Origin of the sequence: Chryseobacterium wanjuense (assembly GCF_900111495.1) — a bacterium.
Taxonomy (GTDB): domain Bacteria; phylum Bacteroidota; class Bacteroidia; order Flavobacteriales; family Weeksellaceae; genus Chryseobacterium; species Chryseobacterium wanjuense.
Map to the genome: position 1 here is coordinate 428,169 of NZ_FOIU01000002.1, position 19,506 is coordinate 447,674.

Below are 19,506 nucleotides of genomic sequence, written 5' to 3' on the forward strand. Positions count from 1 at the left end.
AGTCAATGATGAGAATAAAGTCTATATTGGTTTCTCAACCAGCACCTAGCGAGTCGTCTCCATACCTGGATATTGCGAAGAAGGAAAAGATAAAGATTGATTTCCGTCCTTTTATCCACGTCGAAGGAGTTGACAACAAAGAACTAAGAACACAGAAGATTGATCTTACGCAATATACCGGAATTATTTTCACGAGTAAAAATGCGATAGACCATTACTTCAGATTAGCGGAAGAACTACGATTCACTGTGCCAGATACAATGAGGTATATCTGCCAGTCTGAAGCCATTGCGAATTATCTTCAAAAACATATTGTTTACAGAAAAAGAAAGATCAGTTTTGGGGAGAAAAACTTCTCGGATCTGCTTCCTCTTTTCAAAAAATTCCCGACTGAGAAATATCTCCTTCCGTCTTCGGATGTGTTGAGCCCGGATATCGTAAAAACAATGGATACAGCAAATGTAGACTGGACAAGAGCCATCATGTACAGAACGGTTTGCAGCGATCTTACGGATATTACCATTAAAGATTACGATATGCTGATTTTCTTCAGCCCGCAAGGAATTAAGTCATTACAACAAAATTTCCCGGACTTCAAGCAGGAGGAAACTAAAATCGGTGTTTTCGGAAACACAACGTTAGCTGCAGCAGAAGAAGCAGGATTAAAAGTAGATTTAATGGCTCCTACAAAGGAAACTCCGTCTATGACCATGGCATTGGAAAAATATATTAAAGCGCTTCACAAGTAAACTTTAATACAAAATATAAAAGAACCGTCTTTTCAAGTAAGGAAAGATGGTTTTTTTTTAACTAAATTTGAACAAGAATTAATATTGAATGGAAGCTCCACAAGCAAAAAAGATAGAAAAAACACTCGAAATACACGGAGATAAAAGGATTGACAATTATTTTTGGCTTAATGAAAGAGAAAATCCCAAAGTCATCAAATATCTGGAAGAAGAAAATGCTTACGCAGATTTTATAATGAAAGATACCGAGCAGCTTCAGGAAGACCTTTTTGAGGAAATGAAAGCCCGCTATAAAAAAGATGATGAATCTTTGCCGTACTTTTTTAATGAATACTGGTACATCGTCCGCTATGAAGAAGGAAAAGAATACCCTATTTTTTGCAGAAAATATAAAAGCTTAGACAACGAAGAAGAAATTGTTGTAGATGTCAATATTCTTGCGGAGGGTGAAAGCTATTTTGAAGTAGGAAGCGTTGCCGTTTCCCCGAATAATGAGCTTGCCTCTTTTTCAAGTGACAATGTAAGCCGCAGAATTTATTCGATTAATTTTAAAAATTTAAAAACAGGAGAAATTCTTCCTGATACCATTGAAAATACCACCGGAAAAGCAGTTTGGGCAAATGATAACGAACATGTTTTCTATATCAGAAAAGATGCAAGCTTGCGGGCATTTCAGGTGTACAGGCACAAACTGGGCACAGATTCTTCGGAAGATATTTTGATTTTCCATGAAGAGGATGAAACTTTTGATGTGAATGTTTTCAAGACAAAATCTTTGGAATATATTTTCATTGCAAGCTCAAGTACGATTTCCGATGAACACAGATTTATTCCTTCAGATAATGTTTTTGCAGAGTGGACGATCATTCAGCCAAGAATCGACGATCTGGAATATTCCGTAGAGCATTATGAAGATGAATTCTATATCATAACCAACGCAGACGACGCATTTAATTTTAAAATCGTAAAAACGAAAATCAATAACTGCGGAATGGAAAACTGGGTAGATGTTATTCCTCACCGTCCGGAAGTATTATTGGAAGGCTTCGAAATTTTCAGACATTATCTTGTGCTTGAAGAAAGAGAAGAAGGGCTGCTGCAGATAAAAATTATCGCCGAAACGACTCAGGAATCCTATTATCTGCCTTTCTCAGATCCTACTTATACGGCGTATATTGGTGTTAATTTAGAATTTGACACGGAAGTTTTACGTTACGGCTATACTTCATTAACGCAGCCAAGTTCGACATACGAATATAATATGAAAGAAAAAACCACCGTACTTCTGAAACAACAGGAAGTTCTGGGCGGGAAATTCTTCCCTGAAAATTATATTTCTGAAAGAATCTGGGCAGATTCCAGAGATGGAGAAACAAAAATTCCGATTTCTTTGGTCTACCACAAAGACACAAAAAGATCTGCAGATACTCCGCTGCTTTTATACGGTTACGGAAGCTACGGACACACTGTAGATGCCAGTTTTTCGAATGTGAGATTATCGATTTTAGACAGAGGATTTATTTACGCCATTGCCCATATCAGAGGGGGTGAATATCTGGGAAGAGAATGGTATGAAGACGGAAAAATGCTGTTTAAGAAAAATACCTTCTTTGATTTTATTGATGCCGGAAAACATTTAATTAAAGCAAATTATACCTCATCAAAACACCTTTACGCCATGGGCGGAAGCGCGGGAGGATTGCTTGTAGGTGCGGTAGTGAATTATGAACCGGCTTTATTCCACGGGATTGTGGCTCAGGTACCTTTTGTGGATGTGGTTACAACGATGCTGGATGAGACGATTCCTTTAACAACCGGAGAATACGATGAATGGGGAAATCCCAACGATAAAGAATATTATGAGTATATGAAATCTTATTCGCCATACGACAATGTAGAAGCCAAAGATTATCCGCATATGCTGATCACAACAGGCTTGCACGATTCGCAGGTTCAATATTGGGAGCCTGCAAAATGGACGGCCAAATTGAGAGAATTAAAAACAGATAATAATATTTTAATTTTCAAAACCGACATGAGTGCAGGACACGGCGGTGCGAGCGGAAGATTTGAATCTTTGAAGGAAGATGCGCTGGAATATGCATTTTTGCTTATGATTGATAAAAAATAACCATTTGGTTTAATTAACTTAAAATTCTATCAATTATCATTTACAAATTATGATTAACGAAGCTGAATATTGGCAAAAAATAGAACAATTTTTCATTGAAAATTTTGATACGGAAAAGAATGCTCCTATTGAAACATATTTGTTTTTAATAGGTCTTCAGGAATTGGGGAGCGGTCAACAGAAATACACGAAAGATGATAAGGTCAACTTACTTCATATCGCAGTCTGCAGATTGTTGGAACCTTTTGGATATTACAAATTCTCGCATTATGATGATGACGGATATCCGCATTTTGAACCCCTGGAAGAACTTCCCGAGTTAAAACCCAATGAACAACAAATTCTAATGAAAAAAGCAATTATTCAATATTTTCAGGATGAAGAATTGATTTAATTTGTTTTAAAATAAAAAAAATGGAGAGTAGTTTTACTTTCCATTTTTTGTTTTGATAAATGAAACCATTAAGATTTACATTAAGGAGTTCAGTTTAATTAAGATTATTGTTTTGATTTTAAGTTTTGGCTAAAACCAATTAGATTTATTTAAATTAAAAAACGGGCTTCCTTCGACGTAGGTCAGGATTATTTGTCCGTTCTTATTGATAAAATCTTGTTCTTATTAGTGAAAAATTAGTGATATTCGTGTTTAATGTTTATTTTAAAATTTCTTCCAACTGATTCAATCCCATTTTAAAACCTTCCTCAAAGCCCATTTCCAACAATTGTTTCATCGCTTCTGTAGAAGAAAAATGAATATTAACCGTTACTTTCGTTCCTTCCTCCACTCCGGTAAAACCAAAAAGCCATTTCGCTTCCGGAAAATCAGGATTTACATTACCATTCTCATCACAGAATGTATCGGTGCCGTCAAAACTCCTGTGTTCCATGATTTCACGGTATTTCACCTGGGCATAATGCCTTTCACCTTCCGGGCCAACCATTGAATACAGCCAAACGCCGCCTTCTTTGAAATCCTGTTTTTTTGTCTCGCATTTCCATGGTTTTGGAGCCCACCACTGATCCAACAATTCAGCTTTGGTGAAATAATTCCATACTTTTGAAACATCTGCATGATAAATTTTCATAACATATACAGTGTTCGATTCAAAATCTTTGTTAAAAATGATATTCGATTCCATAATAATAATTTTGTTTAAAACAAAGCTACTTCTTTATTGTGGTACGCATCTTTTCATATGACAAGTAATTTAAAATTTATAAATAAATGTTAAAAATCACTCTTTTAAGAAAAATTATACAATTTTTTGGCTCGTTTTTTGTTTATCAAGTCTTAAAATAATTAATTTTAACATTCACTTTTTTAAAAAACTCATAAAATAAAGTAAATGAATAATAAATTCATCCCAATAATCTCGGTGTTTATGACAATTTCACTGATTGTCTTCGTTACGCTCCAGTTTTATTGGCTGAAAGGTTATTATGGTGCCCTTGAGCAGGATTTTTCAAACAAAACGTATTCTGCTTTAGAAAGCATTTCAAAGAATATTAATGAAATAGAGACTGACAAATATTTAAACCAAAACTTCAGAGGTTTCAGGGATAATATTGTAGCCAATAGTAATCAGCCATCGTTAACGGCGATTCAGCAGGTAGAAGATTCCGGAACCCAGAGACAGATCATCTATTCAAAAAATATTATTGAAAAAACGCAGCTTCCCATCTCCCAGAAAGGAGATTCTATAAAGCTCACCACTTTATACACGGACGAAGCGGCTTATAAAATAAAAAGAGATACGACCAACCGCGAGCTTTTGACCGCTGAAATCAATCACGACATCGAAAGTGGCGATTACACGGTAAAAGAATTTGCTAAAGTCTACGGAAACAACCTTCCTATCGCAAAAAGAGTGGACGGAAAAGTTCTGGATTCTGTTATTACAAAAGAATTAAGAATAAGAGGCATCAGTGCAAAATTCGGCTACGGAATTATTGATAAAAATAATAAACTGACGAGCGTTGTCAATAAAGATTATAAAGAAAAAAAGGACTATAACACCTACAGTTATCCCCTTTTTACAGACCAGAAAGAAAGAACACTCTACAGTCTGGCTTTGGTTTTCCCTAAGAAAGAATATTCTTTGGCAAAGGACAACTGGCCGATGCTGTTGGGAACTTTCCTTTCGCTATTGACAATTTTGGGAATTTACATTATTTCCATTAATTATATGATGAAGCAGAAAAAACTGGCAGAGGTAAAAACAGATTTTATCAACAATATGTCTCACGAGTTTAAGACTCCGCTAGCGACGATTTCGGTAGCAACAGATTCTTTGGCCAATGATAAAATTGCCACCAATCCTGATAAGGTAAAATATTATTCAGAATTGATCAAGCAGGAAAATCTGAGGATGAAAAAACAGGTGGAGAACGTATTGAACATGTCTAAGCTTGAGCGTAATGAAGTAAAATTATTCCTAAAGGAAACCAACGTAAGAGAACTCATCAGAAAGACAACGGAATCTTTTAATCTGATTGTTAAGCAAAGAAACGGAACGCTTACGCAGGAATTTAATGCTACGGATTATATTTTCAAAATTGATGAATTTCATATTTCCAATATGCTGGTGAATCTTTTGGACAATGCCAATAAATATTCGCCGGAAGCCCCTGAAATTTCAATAAAAACAAGAAATGAAGGACATTATTATGTAATGGAAATCTCCGATAAAGGAATGGGAATGGAAACCCAGAATAAAACGAAAATTTTCGAGAAATTCTTTAGAGAAGAGACCGGAAATATTCACAACGTAAAAGGACAAGGGTTAGGACTTTCTTACGTGAAAAAAATTGTAGAGCTTCATAAAGGGCTGATTATTGTAGACTCCCACAAAGGAAAAGGAAGTACGTTTACCATAAAATTGCCGATGAGCTAAAATAAATGATAAAAAAGATAAGTGATAAACCAGACTAAATGTCTTGTAATTTTAAAATTTAATGCTAATCACTTATCAATAATAAAATATTAACCAATAAACAAAATATAGAAGAAAAAAGAGTGACTGGATTCATTCTTAATTTTAATTTTTAATTTTTTAAAACTATGAGCAACAGAATATTATTAGTAGAAGACGACCAAAGTTTCGGGGCAGTGTTGAAGGATTATTTAACGATAAATAATTTCGAAGTTACTCTTGCCACAGATGGTGAACAAGGATTAAAAGAATTTACGGAGAATGAATTCGACATTTGTATTTTCGACGTGATGATGCCTAAAAAAGACGGGTTTTCATTGGCAGAAGACGTAAAAAAAATAGATAAAAATACTCCCATTATTTTCCTTACGGCAAGAAATATGAGAGAAGATATATTGAAAGGCTATCAGTTGGGCGCGGATGATTACATCACAAAACCATTTGATACGGAATTACTTTTGTATAAAATCAAAGCAATTCTTCAGAGAAGCTCTACGTTGGAAAACGAAGAGCAGGAGCAGTTCAAGATCAGCAATATTTTCTTCGATTCCATGCTTAGACAATTGAGAGTGGGCGACAACGAATACAAGCTTTCACCAAAAGAAAACGAACTTTTGAAGCTTCTTTGCATCCACAGAAACGATTTCATGCCGAGAGATCTGGCTTTAAGGAAAATCTGGAAAAAAGAAAACTACTTCACAGCAAGAAGTATGGACGTTTATATCGCCAAGCTTCGTAAGCTGTTGAAAGACGACGAAGGGTTGGAAATTATCAATGTTCATGGCGAAGGATTCAGACTTTTAGTTAAGAATTAATTTCAAAATAACATTATAAATGTAAAATTAGCAAAACAATTAAAAATGTTTTGCTAATTTTGTTTCATACCAGAAGATAATGAAGAATACATTTTTAGGCATTATTGCCATCTCAATACTTACCATTTCCTGCAAAAAAGACGAAAGAGCCACTTATATAGAGGAGGAAGCCGCCATTCAGCAACCGAATGTTGCTGTGAATAACACGCCAAAACCGTCCCTTTTGGATCAGGCGGGAATTCAGAACACACAAAATCCTACGGCAGCAACTGCGACTGCTCCGGGAATGAACCCTCCTCACGGACAGCCGGGACACCGATGTGACATCCCAGTTGGACAACCTTTGAACAGCAAGCCCGCTCCTGCCCAACAGCAAGGAACTCAAAACGTAACGGTAAATGCCAACCAAGGTCAGACGATACAAATCGATCCGAATGCTCTGCAGCCCGGAAAATTCCAGGTTGACAATAATGGAAAAGCAAAAACGATAAAAACAGCAAAAGGAATGAATCCTCCCCACGGAGAACCAGGTCATAGATGTGATATTCCTGTCGGGCAACCTTTGAACAGTAAGCCTGCTCCGGCTCCACAACCAGTGCAGACTGTCACTCAAAATACTCCGGCTCCAGCACCCGCTCCCACTGGTCCGAAACCTGCAGTGAACCCTCCTCATGGAGAGCCATGGCATAATTGTGCCGTAAAAGTAGGAGAAGCATTACCATAATTTTTGTATTTTTACATCCGTGAAACTATTTCAGATCATAGCAATTGTTTTCTGTTTGGGGATTTTTTTAATTCCTAAAGATAATTTCTATGCTCAGATTTCACAGGAAAACTGTTGTAAATCCGAATCCGGAATGGATTGCTGCAAAACCGATCACCACCAGCACTCTCAAGACAGTCACAACAAAAAAGAACAAAAATCTTCTTGCAACGACGATTGCTGTTCAAGCTGTGTGGCTTGTTACACCTTCATAGAAACTCCTTTTTCGAAGAGTTTACAGTTAGAGTATTCATATTACAAATCCAATAAAAACTTACAGTTTCAATATTCAGATCCGTATATTTCAGATCGTTTGAAAGAGATTTGGCAGCCGCCGAAAATAGGTTAATTAAAAAATGTAATCATGTATCAGTTTATCTATGATTGTTAAACTGTTACATCAAATTCAATTAATCTAAAATTTTTAAACAAAATGAAATTATATATTTCCAGGATTACTCTTGGTATATTCTTATTATCTGCACAATTTATTTTTGCTCAAAATCTTTCTAAAAGCCAGTTTACAGTAAAGGGAAACTGCGAGATGTGTAAAGAAAGAATCGAGACTACAGCCAAAAAAGCAGGCGCAAAAGAAGCCAGATATTCTATTGATTCACAAACGTTAACCTTAGAAACAGACACTCATACTTCAACGGATGATATCTTAAAAAAAGTCGCTGAAGCAGGTCATGACAATGAAAAATATAAAGCAACCGATGCAACGTATGAAGCGCTTCCAGGATGCTGCCATTACGACAGAGATTTGCAGATGTCTGTTGCAGAAAACCACGATCATCATTCGAAAAAAGAGAATGAATTTTATGTAAAAGGAAACTGCAAATCTTGTAAAGCAAGAATTGAAAAAGCAGCCAAAGACGCCGGAGCAGATTCCGCAGAATGGAGTGCAGAAAAGCAGATGGTCACTTTAAATTTTGATCCGAAAAAAACATCTTCAGATAAAATTTTAAAGAAAATTGCAGACGTTGGTCATGACAATGAAAAGTACAAATCCAGCGATAATACTTACAAAAACCTTCCTGCTTGCTGTCTTTACGACAGAGAAATTCCTTTTGGAGAAGCGAATCCTAAAGTTCATTTAGAAGAAGGCACAACAGCTGAACATACAGATCATATTGATCACAATGCTGCCAATGAAAATCATGAAGATCATGAAAAAAGCATAGAAAGCGTTACAGTAAGTGGAACGAAAGGATCAACGGTTTTAAGCAAAAAGGACGCAGGTCTTGTTTTTAATATTGATAAAAAAGAACTGTTAAAAGCTGCTTGCTGTAATTTATCCGAAAGTTTTGAAACCAATGCAACGGTCGATGTTTCTTTCAGCAATGCGGTGACCGGAACAAAGCAATTGAAAATGCTGGGTTTAGACCAAAAATATACGAGCTTAACGAAAGAATTGTTGCCTGAAATCAGAGGGTTGGCTTCAGCTTATGGGCTGAATTTCATTCCCGGAAGATGGATTGAAAGCATTCAGCTGACAAAAGGCGGAAGTACGGTAACCAACGGCTATGAAAGTATCACAGGGCAAATCAACACAGAATTGTTGAAAAATGCGGAAAAACCGGAAACTTCTTTGAATTTATTTTCTGATTTTAACGGAAGAGCCGAAGCGAATATCACCAGTGTCGCGCCAATTAACGATAAATGGTCACAAACTTTTCTCCTTCACGGAAACGGAACCTTCGGAGATACAGACATGAATGACGACGGATTTCTCGACAGACCGAAAGGAACTCAATTAAATGCAGCTTATTTATTGAATTACAATGATTTGGAGAAGTCAGGATTAGGTTCGCATTTTGGAATTAATTTTATTAAGGACGAAAGAACTTCCGGACAAATCGGTTTCGATAAAAAAATTCCGCAGGATAAACAATCACTTTACGGCGTTGGAATTGATATCTTAAGATTTCAGGTTTGGAATAAAACAGGCTATGTTTTTAAAGGAAAGCCTTATCAAAGCTTGGGTTGGATGAACCAATATACTTATCATCAACAAGATAGCTTTTTTGGATTGAGAAATTATTCAGGAAAGCAGCAAACGTATTATTCAAACTTGATTTTTGAAAGTATTTTAGGAAATACCAATCATAAATACAAAGCTGGAGCGAGTTTTATGTACGACGGTTATGACGAAACGTACTTAACAACGAATTTTAAAAGAAACGAAATTGTTCCCGGAGCTTTTGCAGAATACACTTTGACAGGCTTAAAATATACTTTGGTAGCAGGAGCAAGAGTCGATTTTCACAATCTGGCAGGAACTCAGTTTACCCCAAGATTGAATTTTAAATATGATTTCACACCACAAACTATTTTAAGACTTTCTGCCGGAAGAGGTTTCAGAACTGCGAATATTTTTGCGGAAAGTCAGCAATATTTTGCATCAAACAGAAATATACAGATTTTGCAGAATGGCGGAAATATTTATGGTTTAAAACCAGAAATAGCATGGAATTACGGAGCAAGTTTACAACAGGAATTTAAAATCTTCGGAAGAAAATCTACGATCATTGCAGACTTTTTCAGAACAGATTTCCAGGATCAGGTGATGGTGGATTTAGACCGCTCACCTCAGCAATTGACTTTCTATAATTTAGAAGGTAAATCTTTCGCCAATTCTTTCCAAACGCAGTGGGATTTTACGCCTTTTAAGAATTTTGATGTAAGATTGGCTTACAAATATTATGATGTTCAGGCAGATTATCTGGATGGAAGACGTGAAGTTCCGTTTATGGCGAAGCACAGAGGTTTTGTGAATCTGGCTTATTCAACCAACAAAAATAATAAAGGTGGATTTTGGAGTTTTGACACGACTTTAAATTTAGTAGGAAAGCAAAGACTTCCAGACACCTCATCGAATCCTGAAGAGTTTCAGTTGCCAACGTATTCTCAATCTTATGCAATTTTAAATGCACAGATTTCAAGAAATTTCAATAAAAAAATCAGAGCTTATTTAGGCGGCGAGAATCTGACTTCTTACTATCAAAAAAACGCAATTGTTGATTTTAAAAACCCTTTTGGAAATTATTTTGATGGCGGAATGGTGTATGCACCGATTATGAAAGCGAATTTTTATATTGGATTGGATGTGACTTTCTAATGTAATTGAGACATAAAAGATATTAACACATTAGTTATTTAAAGTTAAAATATTACTGCAAAAAAGAACACATCAGTTTTTTGAAAATCTTTGATTTTCTTCTTATGTGAACTTACTATTTTCCAAGCTTATATTTTCTTATGTGGCTCATGTGTTTATAAAAATATTTATCTCTTTTGTTATAAAACACAAGCATGGTTTCAATAATTTAATAATTAAGAAGCCATGCTTTTTTGTACCTTTATGCTAAAGTAAATCTATGTCGCAAACGCTTATTTTTGAAGATCATTACAAGAAACTGGGCTTCGAAATTTTTTCTGAAGACAACCTTCAAACCCTTAAAGACACTCGATACAAATCTGAAATAAAAGTTTTCTACGTTCCGGAAGGCTATGAACTGACGGTAGATTTTAAACAGTATTCAACAGAAAATCCGGCTTTATTTTTTCTTACCAATCAACATTTACAGGTTGAAAAAGGAAGTAAAGAATCTAATCTTTTATATTACAACCGCGATTTTTACTGCATCCAGATTCATGATAAAGAAGTGGCTTGTGACGGACTTCTTTTTCATAATGTATTTGAAATCCCTTTTGTAGAGCTTGATGAAGATGAAAATCTTATCATAAAAAATTTGTTTCAAAGCATCAAAGATGAGCTGGAATGGAAAGATTCTTCTGCCGAGGAAATGATCAGAACCTACGTAAAACAGATCATCATCCGCGCTACCAGAAAATGGAAAAAGCAGAATCTCGATAACGATACGATAAAAATCCCAAGCAATGAATTGGATGTTTTCCGTGATTTCAGCCGGCATCTGGAAATTCATTTCAGGGAAAAACATAATGTGGCAGATTATGCAGATCTACTCCACATCGCTCCAAAAACATTAACCCATAAATTTAAAAGTTTAAATCTTGAATCTCCGAATCAGTTTATCATTAATAGAATTCTACTGGAAGCCAAAAGACTTTTATTTTATACAGATAAACCTGTGAAAGAAATTGCCTACGATCTTGGCTATGAAGATCCGGCATATTTCAACCGACTTTTCACCAATAAAATCGGAAGTACACCGACAAATTTCAAGAAAAATTACACTTCGGGAAAAAAGTACAATATTTAAGTCTTTTTATCTATTTATCCTGCATGATTTCCGACATACCTTTGTAACATCAAAAATAACAATATTAAACAACAAAAAAACAAAACATTATGAGACGTAACGCAACAGCCGTTTGGAACGGTACCATCAAAGAAGGAAACGGACACATCACTACTCAAAGCACTACATTAAATCAGACTCAATACTCTTTCAACAGCCGTTTTGCAGACGGAGTTGGCACAAACCCGGAAGAATTGTTGGCAGCAGCTCACGCAGGATGCTTCACAATGAAACTGAGCGCAGAACTTTCTCAGGCAGGATTCACCCCTGAAGAATTAACAACAAAATCTGTAATCACTCTAGACCCGAACATCGGAAAAATCACAAAATCTGAATTGACTTTAACAGCAAAAGTTCCGGGAATTTCAGAAGAAGAATTTCAAAAATATGCTAAAATCGCAGAAGAAGGATGTCCTGTAAGCGCAGCTTTCAACTTTGAGATTACTTTGGAGGCTACTTTGGCTAACTAAGAATTTGAACCATTAAGATTTGAATTAAGAAGTTAAGAGTATTAAGTTCATATTACGTAAATTATTTAAAATCTTAATATCATCAATAGGAACGGGCTTTAGCCCGTTTTTTCATTCAAAACCATCAAATTGGCTTTAGCCAAAACTTAAAATCAAAGATTCACCTTAATTAATCTAAACTTCTTAATTCAAATCTTAATGGTTTAATTCAATAGATTAAACAGATAATTTATAGTTGTAAAATAAAATATACCGATTGGTATATTTTTGTATATTTGCATCATAATCAGTTGAAAATGTCAAAAGCAGAAAAGACTAAACAATTCATTATTGAGAAAACAGCCTCTTTGTTTAACACCAAAGGTTATCTTTCCACGACTTTATCTGATATTGCACAGGCTACGAATCTGACGAAAGGAAGCATTTACGGAAACTTTGCCAACAAAGATGAATTGGCAATTGAGGTTTACAAATACAATTCAGGAGTCTTGAGTAAAAGCATGTCGCGATCTTTCAGTGACGAATTTCCGACAACAATGAAAAAACTTCATGCTTTTGTAGACTTTTACAGAAAAAACTGGCGTTCGGTTTTTTCAAACGGCGGCTGTCCGTTGATGAACGCTGCAACAGAATCCGACGACATCTTTCCAACTCTTAAAAATCAGGTTAAAAAATCATTTGAAGATTGGTCTGGAAAAATTTCTTCGGTTATTATTCAAGGTCAGAAAAATGGAGATTTAAATGAAAAAGCTAATGCTGAGGAATATGCTTCTATTTTCATCATGCTTCTCGAGGGCGGAATTTTATTATCTAAAACTACGGGAGATGAGAAATTTTTAAACCTTGCCTTAGACAAAATCACTCACATGATTGACAAAGAATTAAACATACTTCCATCATAAACTTCACGCTATGGAAACAAAAAAAGTGGCAATAGTCGGATACAACAGAATTCCGTTTGCCAGAATGAATACAGCTTACGCAGACAAAGGAAATCAGGATTTACTGCTTCCTACATTAAATGGCTTGATCAATCGCTACAACCTCAAAGGAAAACTTCTTGGTGAAGTTGCCGGAGGAGCGACGATTAAACATATTTCTGAGAGCAACCTCATCAGAGAAACCGTCATGAACACTTCTCTCGACCCTGCAACTCCTGCGTGCGACCTGCAACAGGCTTGTGATACGGGAATTGAAGCAGCGGTTTACATCGCAAACAAAATTGCTCTAGGACAAATTGAAAGTGGAATTGCATGTGGTGTTGAAGCCATGAGCAATATTCCTTTTGAATCTTCACCGAGATTAAGAAAAGCTTTATTAAAAGCCAATAAAGAAAAATCCGTTTTTGGAAAAATTAAGCAATTATTAAGTCCGAAACTGAAAGATTGGATGCCGATTCCCTACAAAGGTCAGGAACCGAAAACAGGCTTGGTAATGGGCGGACACACAGAAATTACGGCAAAATATTACCAGATTTCCCGTGAAGATCAGGATGAATTGGCTTTTAGAAGTCATCAGAATATGGCAAAAGCGTATGATGAAGGTTTTTTTGATGATATGATTACACCGGCTTATGGCTTAGACAAAGACAACAATCTTCGCAGAGATACAAGCTTGGAAAAATTAGCAACATTAAAACCAGCTTTCGACAAGCAAAACGGAACTTTGACAGCCGGAAATTCAACACCATTTACCGATGGGGCTTCTGCGGTTTTACTGGCAAGCGAAGAATGGGCAAAAGCGAATAATTTAGAGATTTTAGCCTATATCACGTTCTCTGAAATTGCAGGAATTGAATATGTTGAAAATAAACAAAATTTATTGCTCGCTCCCGTTTTTGCAACAGAAAGAATGCTGAAAAAAGCCGGAATGAATCTGCAAGATTTTGATTATTATGAAATTCATGAAGCGTTTGCAGCGCAGGTTTTAGCCACATTAAAAATCTGGGAAAACGATGATTTGGCTAAAAAATTCGGGTTGGAAAAAGCTTTAGGAAAAATCGATCGAAATAAATTAAATGTAAAAGGCGGAAGTCTCGCTGTAGCGCATCCATTTGCCGCAACAGGAGGAAGAATTATCGGAACTTTAGCTAAACTTTTACATGAAAAAGGAAGCGGAAAAGGTTTCATTTCCATCTGTGCCGCTCGCGGACAAGGGGTAACGATGATTTTGGAAAAATAAACTGAATATGGATAGATTAGCACAATTAAAACAATTCATCGGAAAAGAATTTGACCAGTCGCCATCGCCTTTCATGAAATGGCTGAATCCCATCATCCTTTCTGCAGAAGAAGGTCAGCTGGAATTTCAGTATACCATAAGACCGGAATGGCTGAACCCGATCGGAAATCTTCACGGAGGGGTTACGGCTGCCATTATCGACGATGTCATTGGCGCTACGATGTTTTCTTTAAACGAAAATTCTTTCGTCACCACCATAAATAATGTCATTGATTATTTTTCAACTGCAAAAGAAAATGATAATATTGTAGCGGAAACTAAAATCATTAAAAGAGGTAAGCAATTTGTAAACGCGCAATGCGAAATATGGAACGCAGACAAAACACGCTTAATTGCGAGAGGAACCTCTAATTTATTCAAAATCAATAATTAAGTATGAAAAGAGTTGTCATTACAGGTCTTGGCGCAGTGACGCCTTTGGGAAATAATGTTGAAGAATTCTGGCAAAACAGTATCAACGGAGTGAGCGGAGCCAATACCATCACCCATTTTGATACAGAAAAATTTAAAGTACATTTTGCTTGTGAGGTTAAAAATTTTGATCCAAAAGTTCATTTAACACACAACGAAATCAAAAAAAGTGATCTTTTTTCACAATATGCAATGTATTCTACAGCGGAAGCATTGAAAGATTCCGGGCTCGAACTGGAAAATATGGATCCTTTCGACACCGGAGTAATCTGGGGAACCGGACAAGGCGGGATGTGGACTTTTGAAAGTGAAGTGATGAATTTCGCTGCAGGAGACGGAACACCGAGATTTAATCCGTTTTTCGTTCCGAAATTTATTGCGAATATGGCTTCCGGAATGATTTCTATGAAGTTTGGACTTCAGGGAATAAATTATACCACGATTTCAGCATGTGCAACAGGAAATACCGCGATAATGGATGCTTTCAATTATATCCGTTTAGGAAAAGCGAAAGTAATCGTGAGCGGAGGTTCTGAAGCTGCGATTTCTCCGGCTTCTATTGGAGGTTTCTCGATTATGAAAGCAATGTCTACAAGAAATGATGATTTTGCAACCGCAAGTCGTCCTTACGATGCAGACAGAGACGGTTTTGTAATGGGAGAAGGCGCAGGAGCTTTGATTTTGGAAGAATACGAACACGCCAAAGCAAGAGGAGCAAAAATCTACGCAGAATTGGTGGGAGCCGCAATGACAGCCGATGCGTATCACATGACTGCGCCTCATCCGGATGGAGTTGGAGCGATAAAAGCAATGCAATTGGCTTTGAAAGAAGCGGAAATTAATACTGATGATATTGATTATATTAATCCTCACGCAACTTCTACTCCAATGGGAGACTTGGTGGAATTGAATGGTATTAATAAATTATTTAAAGGAAGCAAAAACCTTGATATCAGTGCTACAAAATCAATGACAGGTCACTTATTGGGTGCAGCAGGCGCAGCGGAAGCAATTCTTTCAATTAAGGCAATTGAAAATGGAATTATTCCACCCACGATTAACCTTCACAATATTGATGAAAATATTCCGAAGGATATTCATATTGTCTTTGGAGAAGCTAAGGAAAAGGATATTAATTATGCTTTGAGTAATGCTTTTGGATTCGGAGGGCATAATGCGACTTTGATTTTTAAGAAGTTTTCTTAATCTTTAATCTCTTTTAATTTCTCGCAGATTGAGTAGGTTTTGCAGATGTTTGCGTAAAGACAGCCGCTCTGTTTGTCAACCTTGAAGGATCTCAATAGTCTTAATTATAATCAGTTTTAGATTTTTCCTTCGTCAGAATGACAATTGTAGCGGAAAAATTAGTGAAAGATCAATAATTAATATAAATAAAAAAGCAGTCAAAAATTTGACTGCTTTTTTTGAGAATATCAATTAAATAATTTTAATTCAGAATAATTTTCTACATTGAATCTGCAATAAAAAAACTTTCTGCATTTTCTGCAAGAGGAATATAAAGCCTCTCCCACTGATCTCCGTCTTCTATTTCCCAGCTATGGCCTTTTCCTTCCACATCTTCAGCTAAAAGGATAACTCCGGGTTCTATAAGAAACGTTGAACCGTCGGTCACCTTAAACCTAATCTTTCCTTTTAAAGTCACGACATATTGCCTTCTTGGAGCCGGATGATCTACCCTTTCCCATTCTTCAGTTTTATTGTTGAGCCAAAAAGTAGTGGTATTCATTGGTTTTAAAAGAGGAAGTTTTCCTTTTTCAAACCTACATGATCCATCTGCATCATTAAATAATCTTACCGCAGAAATAAATTCCGAATTGTCTTTCATTTTAAATTGAAGATTTCAACCATTCCGATTTGGAAAGGTAATTCTGATCAGGGTAATAAATAAAAAGAAGGTTTCTTCCTTTAATTGTATTAATGATGGGCTGCGTAAGATCCCTCGGAACCGCAGGACAACCCCAGCTTCTTCCTATCCTTTTGTGCATCGCTGCAAAATCCTCGCTTACATAATCTGCACCGTGCATCACGATTGCTCTTCTGTAGGCTGCATCATTAAAGCCTTTATCCATTCCCAGTAATCTCAGCGAATATCCGTTATCACCATCATACGTAGCATCTGTGATATAAAATCCTAAGCTGCTTTGAAGTGAGCTGTCGGTATTTGAAAAATTCGTGGCAAATTCTTCCCCTGTATTTTTCCCGTGAGCTACCAGTGAATTGAATAAAACTTTTCTTTCTTCCGTATCAATTACCCAAAGTCTTTTTGAGTTGGAAGACATAGAAAAATCGCAGATAGTCAATAAATGCGAGTCTTGTTTTAATAATCCTGCTTTTTTCAGATTTTCAAAACCTGTTAAAGCCTTAAAAAAAACCTCCTCATTAAGTTCATGTCCCGGTTCAAATGCAATAGATCTATATAATTCTTCTGATGAAGACACCTTATTTTCAGTGGTCGTCTCAGATTTCGTGTCGGTTAATCTTTCAATTTTTTTTGTACTGATTTCATTCTTTACAATTGCCTTTTTTGGAGACAAATAGAATGATGTAGTTACCATGTAAACAATACCTAATAAGCTATAAAATCCTTTCATTCAATATTATGTTAAATCCAATTGAGTCAGCAAATTTATAAAAACATAATTATCGAGGCGTTATTATGGAAGAAAGTTTAACGCTAATTAAGAAACTTTAACTTATTGATTTTGTGAATTAAAGCACAATTATTTTTGCGAATCCGGTACAAATTCCAGACTGATCGAGTTCATACAATACCGCAATCCTGTAGGTTTCGGGCCGTCATCAAAAACATGTCCCAAATGCGAATCACATCTTTTGCAGAGCACTTCTACCCTATCCATTCCGTATGCTAAATCTCTCTTATAATAGACACCTTCTTTATCTGCTTCAAAAAAACTTGGCCATCCGCAGCTGCTGGAAAATTTTGAAGTCGAGCGGAATAAATGATTTCCGCAAACGGCACAGTAATATTCACCCACTTCATCAAATTCATTGTATTTTCCTGTAAAAGCTCGTTCTGTAGCAGCTTCCCTCGAAATCGCGTACAAATCCGGAGCTAGGATTTTTTTCCATTCTTCATTGGAAATATCGAGTTTTTTTGCATCTGTTTTGGAATAGTATGGATTGTTTTTTGCTTCGTTTTCCATAGAATTATTTTAAATATTTTTGATCATTAATTTAAATTCAACTATAAAATTAAAGATTAACACATAAGTTTCCCTAAGATTAAATTTTATTACAAAGAAGAAAGCCTTAGCATTAAAAAAATCTTTGATTTTTTCTTACGTGATCTTTTTAAACTTAAAATTTAAATCTTCTTAAATGTTCTAATGTGTTTAAATTTTTCCCTGAATCTTTGTGGTTGAATTAAATAGTAAACTTCACAACCAAATTTACTAAATTTGAGAATATGAATGATGAGGCAAAAAGAAAACAGCTAAGAAAATACAAAGCATTCGCCACCGGATTATTTCTACTGATGGCGGTGATTTTTGTGATTACCACAATTCTCCAAAAGAATAACGATTCCCACTGGATCGGCTATGTGCGTGCTTTTTCTGAGGCAGCGATGGTGGGGGCTTTGGCAGACTGGTTTGCCGTAACCGCCCTGTTCCGGCATCCGCTCGGATTACCGATTCCGCATACCAATCTGATCGAAAATAGCAAACAGAGATTAGGCGACAATCTGGGAAGCTTTGTGGTGAATAATTTTCTTTCGCCACAGAATATCCGACCTTACATTCAGAAAATAAAAATTTCCGGTTTCGTTGGAGAATGGTTGGGAAAAGAAAAAAATCAGGAGGTTTTGATTAAAAATCTTTCGGATATTGTTTTAGATATTTTGAATAAACTGGATGATTCTACGGTAAGCGAATTTATCAGTAAAAAAGTGACGGATATGACCGATAATATTAAGCTCAATAAAATTGTCGGAAACGGGATCAATTATATTTTAGAAAAAAACGATCATCAGAAAATCATCACCAATCTTTCTTCGCAGATAAAAAATTATATCATTGAAAACGATGAAATGATCCAAGACCGCGTGAAGAAAGGCAGTTATTCTTTTATTCCGGCTTTTGTTGATAATAAAATTGCAGATAAAATTGCCAGCGGGCTTGCAGATTTTTTCAAAGAAATTGAGGAAGATCCTGAACACGAAATCAGAATGCTGATTACCAAAAAAATTCATGAATTTTCAACAGATTTAAAAGAAGATCCAAAATGGGATGATGAATTCAAGACCATTAAAAATGACCTTCTGAAAGGGGATAAATTAGACGAGTATTCCATCGACATCTGGATTTCCATTAAAGAAACCTTAACGAAAGAACTACAGGAAAAAAACTCTTCATTAAAAAATTATATTTCTAAAAACCTGAATGAATTTTCACAAAATTTAAAAACAGACGAAAATCTTCAAAATAAAATAGATCATTGGGTTCGTGTGACGGCTTATAAATATATTCTGAAAAACACCCATCAATTCGGCAACCTCATCAGCTCTACCGTTGGAAACTGGCAGGGAAAAGAATTAAGTGAAAAACTGGAGCTGGAAGTTGGTAAAGACCTTCAGTTTATTCGGGTCAACGGAACATTGGTCGGCGGGTTGGTCGGACTGCTTATTTATACCATCGCTCATTTTTTCCTCTGAAAAACTTAAACCAA

General features: G+C 35.9%; 19 protein-coding genes. 15 read left to right on the forward strand and 4 right to left on the reverse strand.

All coding sequences use genetic code 11. The features are described from left to right. Positions 1-8: 8 nt before the first annotated feature. The 3 genes from BMX24_RS13680 (at position 9) to BMX24_RS13690 (ending at position 3,274) form a co-directional block, all read left to right on the forward strand. On the forward strand, positions 9-749 hold the full coding sequence (locus BMX24_RS13680; protein WP_089794700.1) for a uroporphyrinogen-III synthase: 741 nt from the start codon (positions 9-11) through the stop codon (positions 747-749). A gap of 88 nt (positions 750-837) precedes the next feature. Beyond that, the gene (locus BMX24_RS13685; protein WP_089793610.1) at positions 838-2,880 is read left to right on the forward strand and encodes a S9 family peptidase; all 2,043 of its coding nucleotides are present in this window, start codon (positions 838-840) and stop codon (positions 2,878-2,880) included. A 49-nt stretch (positions 2,881-2,929) separates the two neighbouring features. Further along, entirely contained in the window at positions 2,930-3,274 is a 345-nt protein-coding gene (locus BMX24_RS13690) for a hypothetical protein (protein ID WP_089793612.1), read from the forward strand. Between the two features lie 259 nt (positions 3,275-3,533). Here the strand turns inward: BMX24_RS13690 and BMX24_RS13695 are convergent, their stop codons facing one another. Further along, positions 3,534-4,019, reverse strand: coding sequence for an SRPBCC family protein (locus BMX24_RS13695; RefSeq protein ID WP_089793614.1), 486 nt, complete (start codon positions 4,017-4,019; stop codon positions 3,534-3,536). A 207-nt stretch (positions 4,020-4,226) separates the two neighbouring features. On the opposite strand from BMX24_RS13695, the gene BMX24_RS13700 reads away from it, so the two are divergent. The 11 genes from BMX24_RS13700 to fabF all read left to right on the forward strand — a co-directional run bounded on the left by BMX24_RS13700 (position 4,227) and on the right by fabF (position 16,005). Further along, complete coding sequence (locus BMX24_RS13700) at positions 4,227-5,774, forward strand: sensor histidine kinase (RefSeq protein WP_089793616.1); 1,548 nt, start codon at positions 4,227-4,229, stop codon at positions 5,772-5,774. A 167-nt stretch (positions 5,775-5,941) separates the two neighbouring features. Next, on the forward strand, positions 5,942-6,628 hold the full coding sequence (locus BMX24_RS13705) for a response regulator transcription factor (protein WP_027380477.1): 687 nt from the start codon (positions 5,942-5,944) through the stop codon (positions 6,626-6,628). Between the two features lie 79 nt (positions 6,629-6,707). After that, on the forward strand, positions 6,708-7,352 hold the full coding sequence (locus tag BMX24_RS13710; protein WP_089793618.1) for a hypothetical protein: 645 nt from the start codon (positions 6,708-6,710) through the stop codon (positions 7,350-7,352). Between the two features lie 55 nt (positions 7,353-7,407). Then, a complete protein-coding gene (locus BMX24_RS13715) occupies positions 7,408-7,740 on the forward strand; it encodes a hypothetical protein (RefSeq protein ID WP_228404851.1) in 333 nt (110 codons plus the stop codon). Positions 7,741-7,824: 84 nt separating this feature from the next. Then, a complete protein-coding gene (locus tag BMX24_RS13720) occupies positions 7,825-10,512 on the forward strand; it encodes a TonB-dependent receptor domain-containing protein (RefSeq protein WP_089793622.1) in 2,688 nt (895 codons plus the stop codon). A gap of 259 nt (positions 10,513-10,771) precedes the next feature. Continuing rightward, the gene (locus tag BMX24_RS13725) at positions 10,772-11,638 is read left to right on the forward strand and encodes a helix-turn-helix domain-containing protein (RefSeq protein WP_089793624.1); all 867 of its coding nucleotides are present in this window, start codon (positions 10,772-10,774) and stop codon (positions 11,636-11,638) included. 89 nt (positions 11,639-11,727) lie between these two features. After that, a complete protein-coding gene (locus BMX24_RS13730) occupies positions 11,728-12,147 on the forward strand; it encodes an OsmC family protein (protein WP_089793626.1) in 420 nt (139 codons plus the stop codon). 296 nt (positions 12,148-12,443) lie between these two features. Beyond that, complete coding sequence (locus BMX24_RS13735; protein WP_089793628.1) at positions 12,444-13,049, forward strand: TetR/AcrR family transcriptional regulator; 606 nt, start codon at positions 12,444-12,446, stop codon at positions 13,047-13,049. Positions 13,050-13,059: 10 nt separating this feature from the next. Continuing rightward, on the forward strand, positions 13,060-14,328 hold the full coding sequence (locus BMX24_RS13740; protein ID WP_089793630.1) for an acetyl-CoA C-acetyltransferase: 1,269 nt from the start codon (positions 13,060-13,062) through the stop codon (positions 14,326-14,328). A 7-nt stretch (positions 14,329-14,335) separates the two neighbouring features. Next, complete coding sequence (locus BMX24_RS13745; RefSeq protein ID WP_089793631.1) at positions 14,336-14,761, forward strand: PaaI family thioesterase; 426 nt, start codon at positions 14,336-14,338, stop codon at positions 14,759-14,761. Between the two features lie 2 nt (positions 14,762-14,763). Next, positions 14,764-16,005, forward strand: a complete 1,242-nt coding sequence (gene fabF, locus BMX24_RS13750) for a beta-ketoacyl-ACP synthase II (protein ID WP_089793633.1) — start codon at positions 14,764-14,766, stop codon at positions 16,003-16,005. A 259-nt stretch (positions 16,006-16,264) separates the two neighbouring features. Here the strand turns inward: fabF and BMX24_RS13755 are convergent, their stop codons facing one another. The 3 genes from BMX24_RS13755 to msrB form a co-directional block, all read right to left on the reverse strand. Further along, positions 16,265-16,645, reverse strand: coding sequence for a cupin domain-containing protein (locus tag BMX24_RS13755; protein ID WP_089793635.1), 381 nt, complete (start codon positions 16,643-16,645; stop codon positions 16,265-16,267). 1 nt (position 16,646) lies between these two features. Next, positions 16,647-17,411, reverse strand: a complete 765-nt coding sequence (locus BMX24_RS13760; RefSeq protein ID WP_089793637.1) for a murein L,D-transpeptidase catalytic domain family protein — start codon at positions 17,409-17,411, stop codon at positions 16,647-16,649. 129 nt (positions 17,412-17,540) lie between these two features. Then, entirely contained in the window at positions 17,541-17,984 is a 444-nt protein-coding gene (gene msrB / locus BMX24_RS13765) for a peptide-methionine (R)-S-oxide reductase MsrB (RefSeq protein WP_089793639.1), read from the reverse strand. A 263-nt stretch (positions 17,985-18,247) separates the two neighbouring features. Between msrB and BMX24_RS13770 the strand changes: the two genes are divergently transcribed. Beyond that, positions 18,248-19,492 carry a DUF445 domain-containing protein gene (locus BMX24_RS13770; protein ID WP_089793641.1) on the forward strand — a complete coding sequence of 415 codons (1,245 nt, stop codon included), beginning with the start codon at positions 18,248-18,250 and terminating at the stop codon, positions 19,490-19,492. The last annotated feature ends 14 nt before the right edge of the window (positions 19,493-19,506 follow it).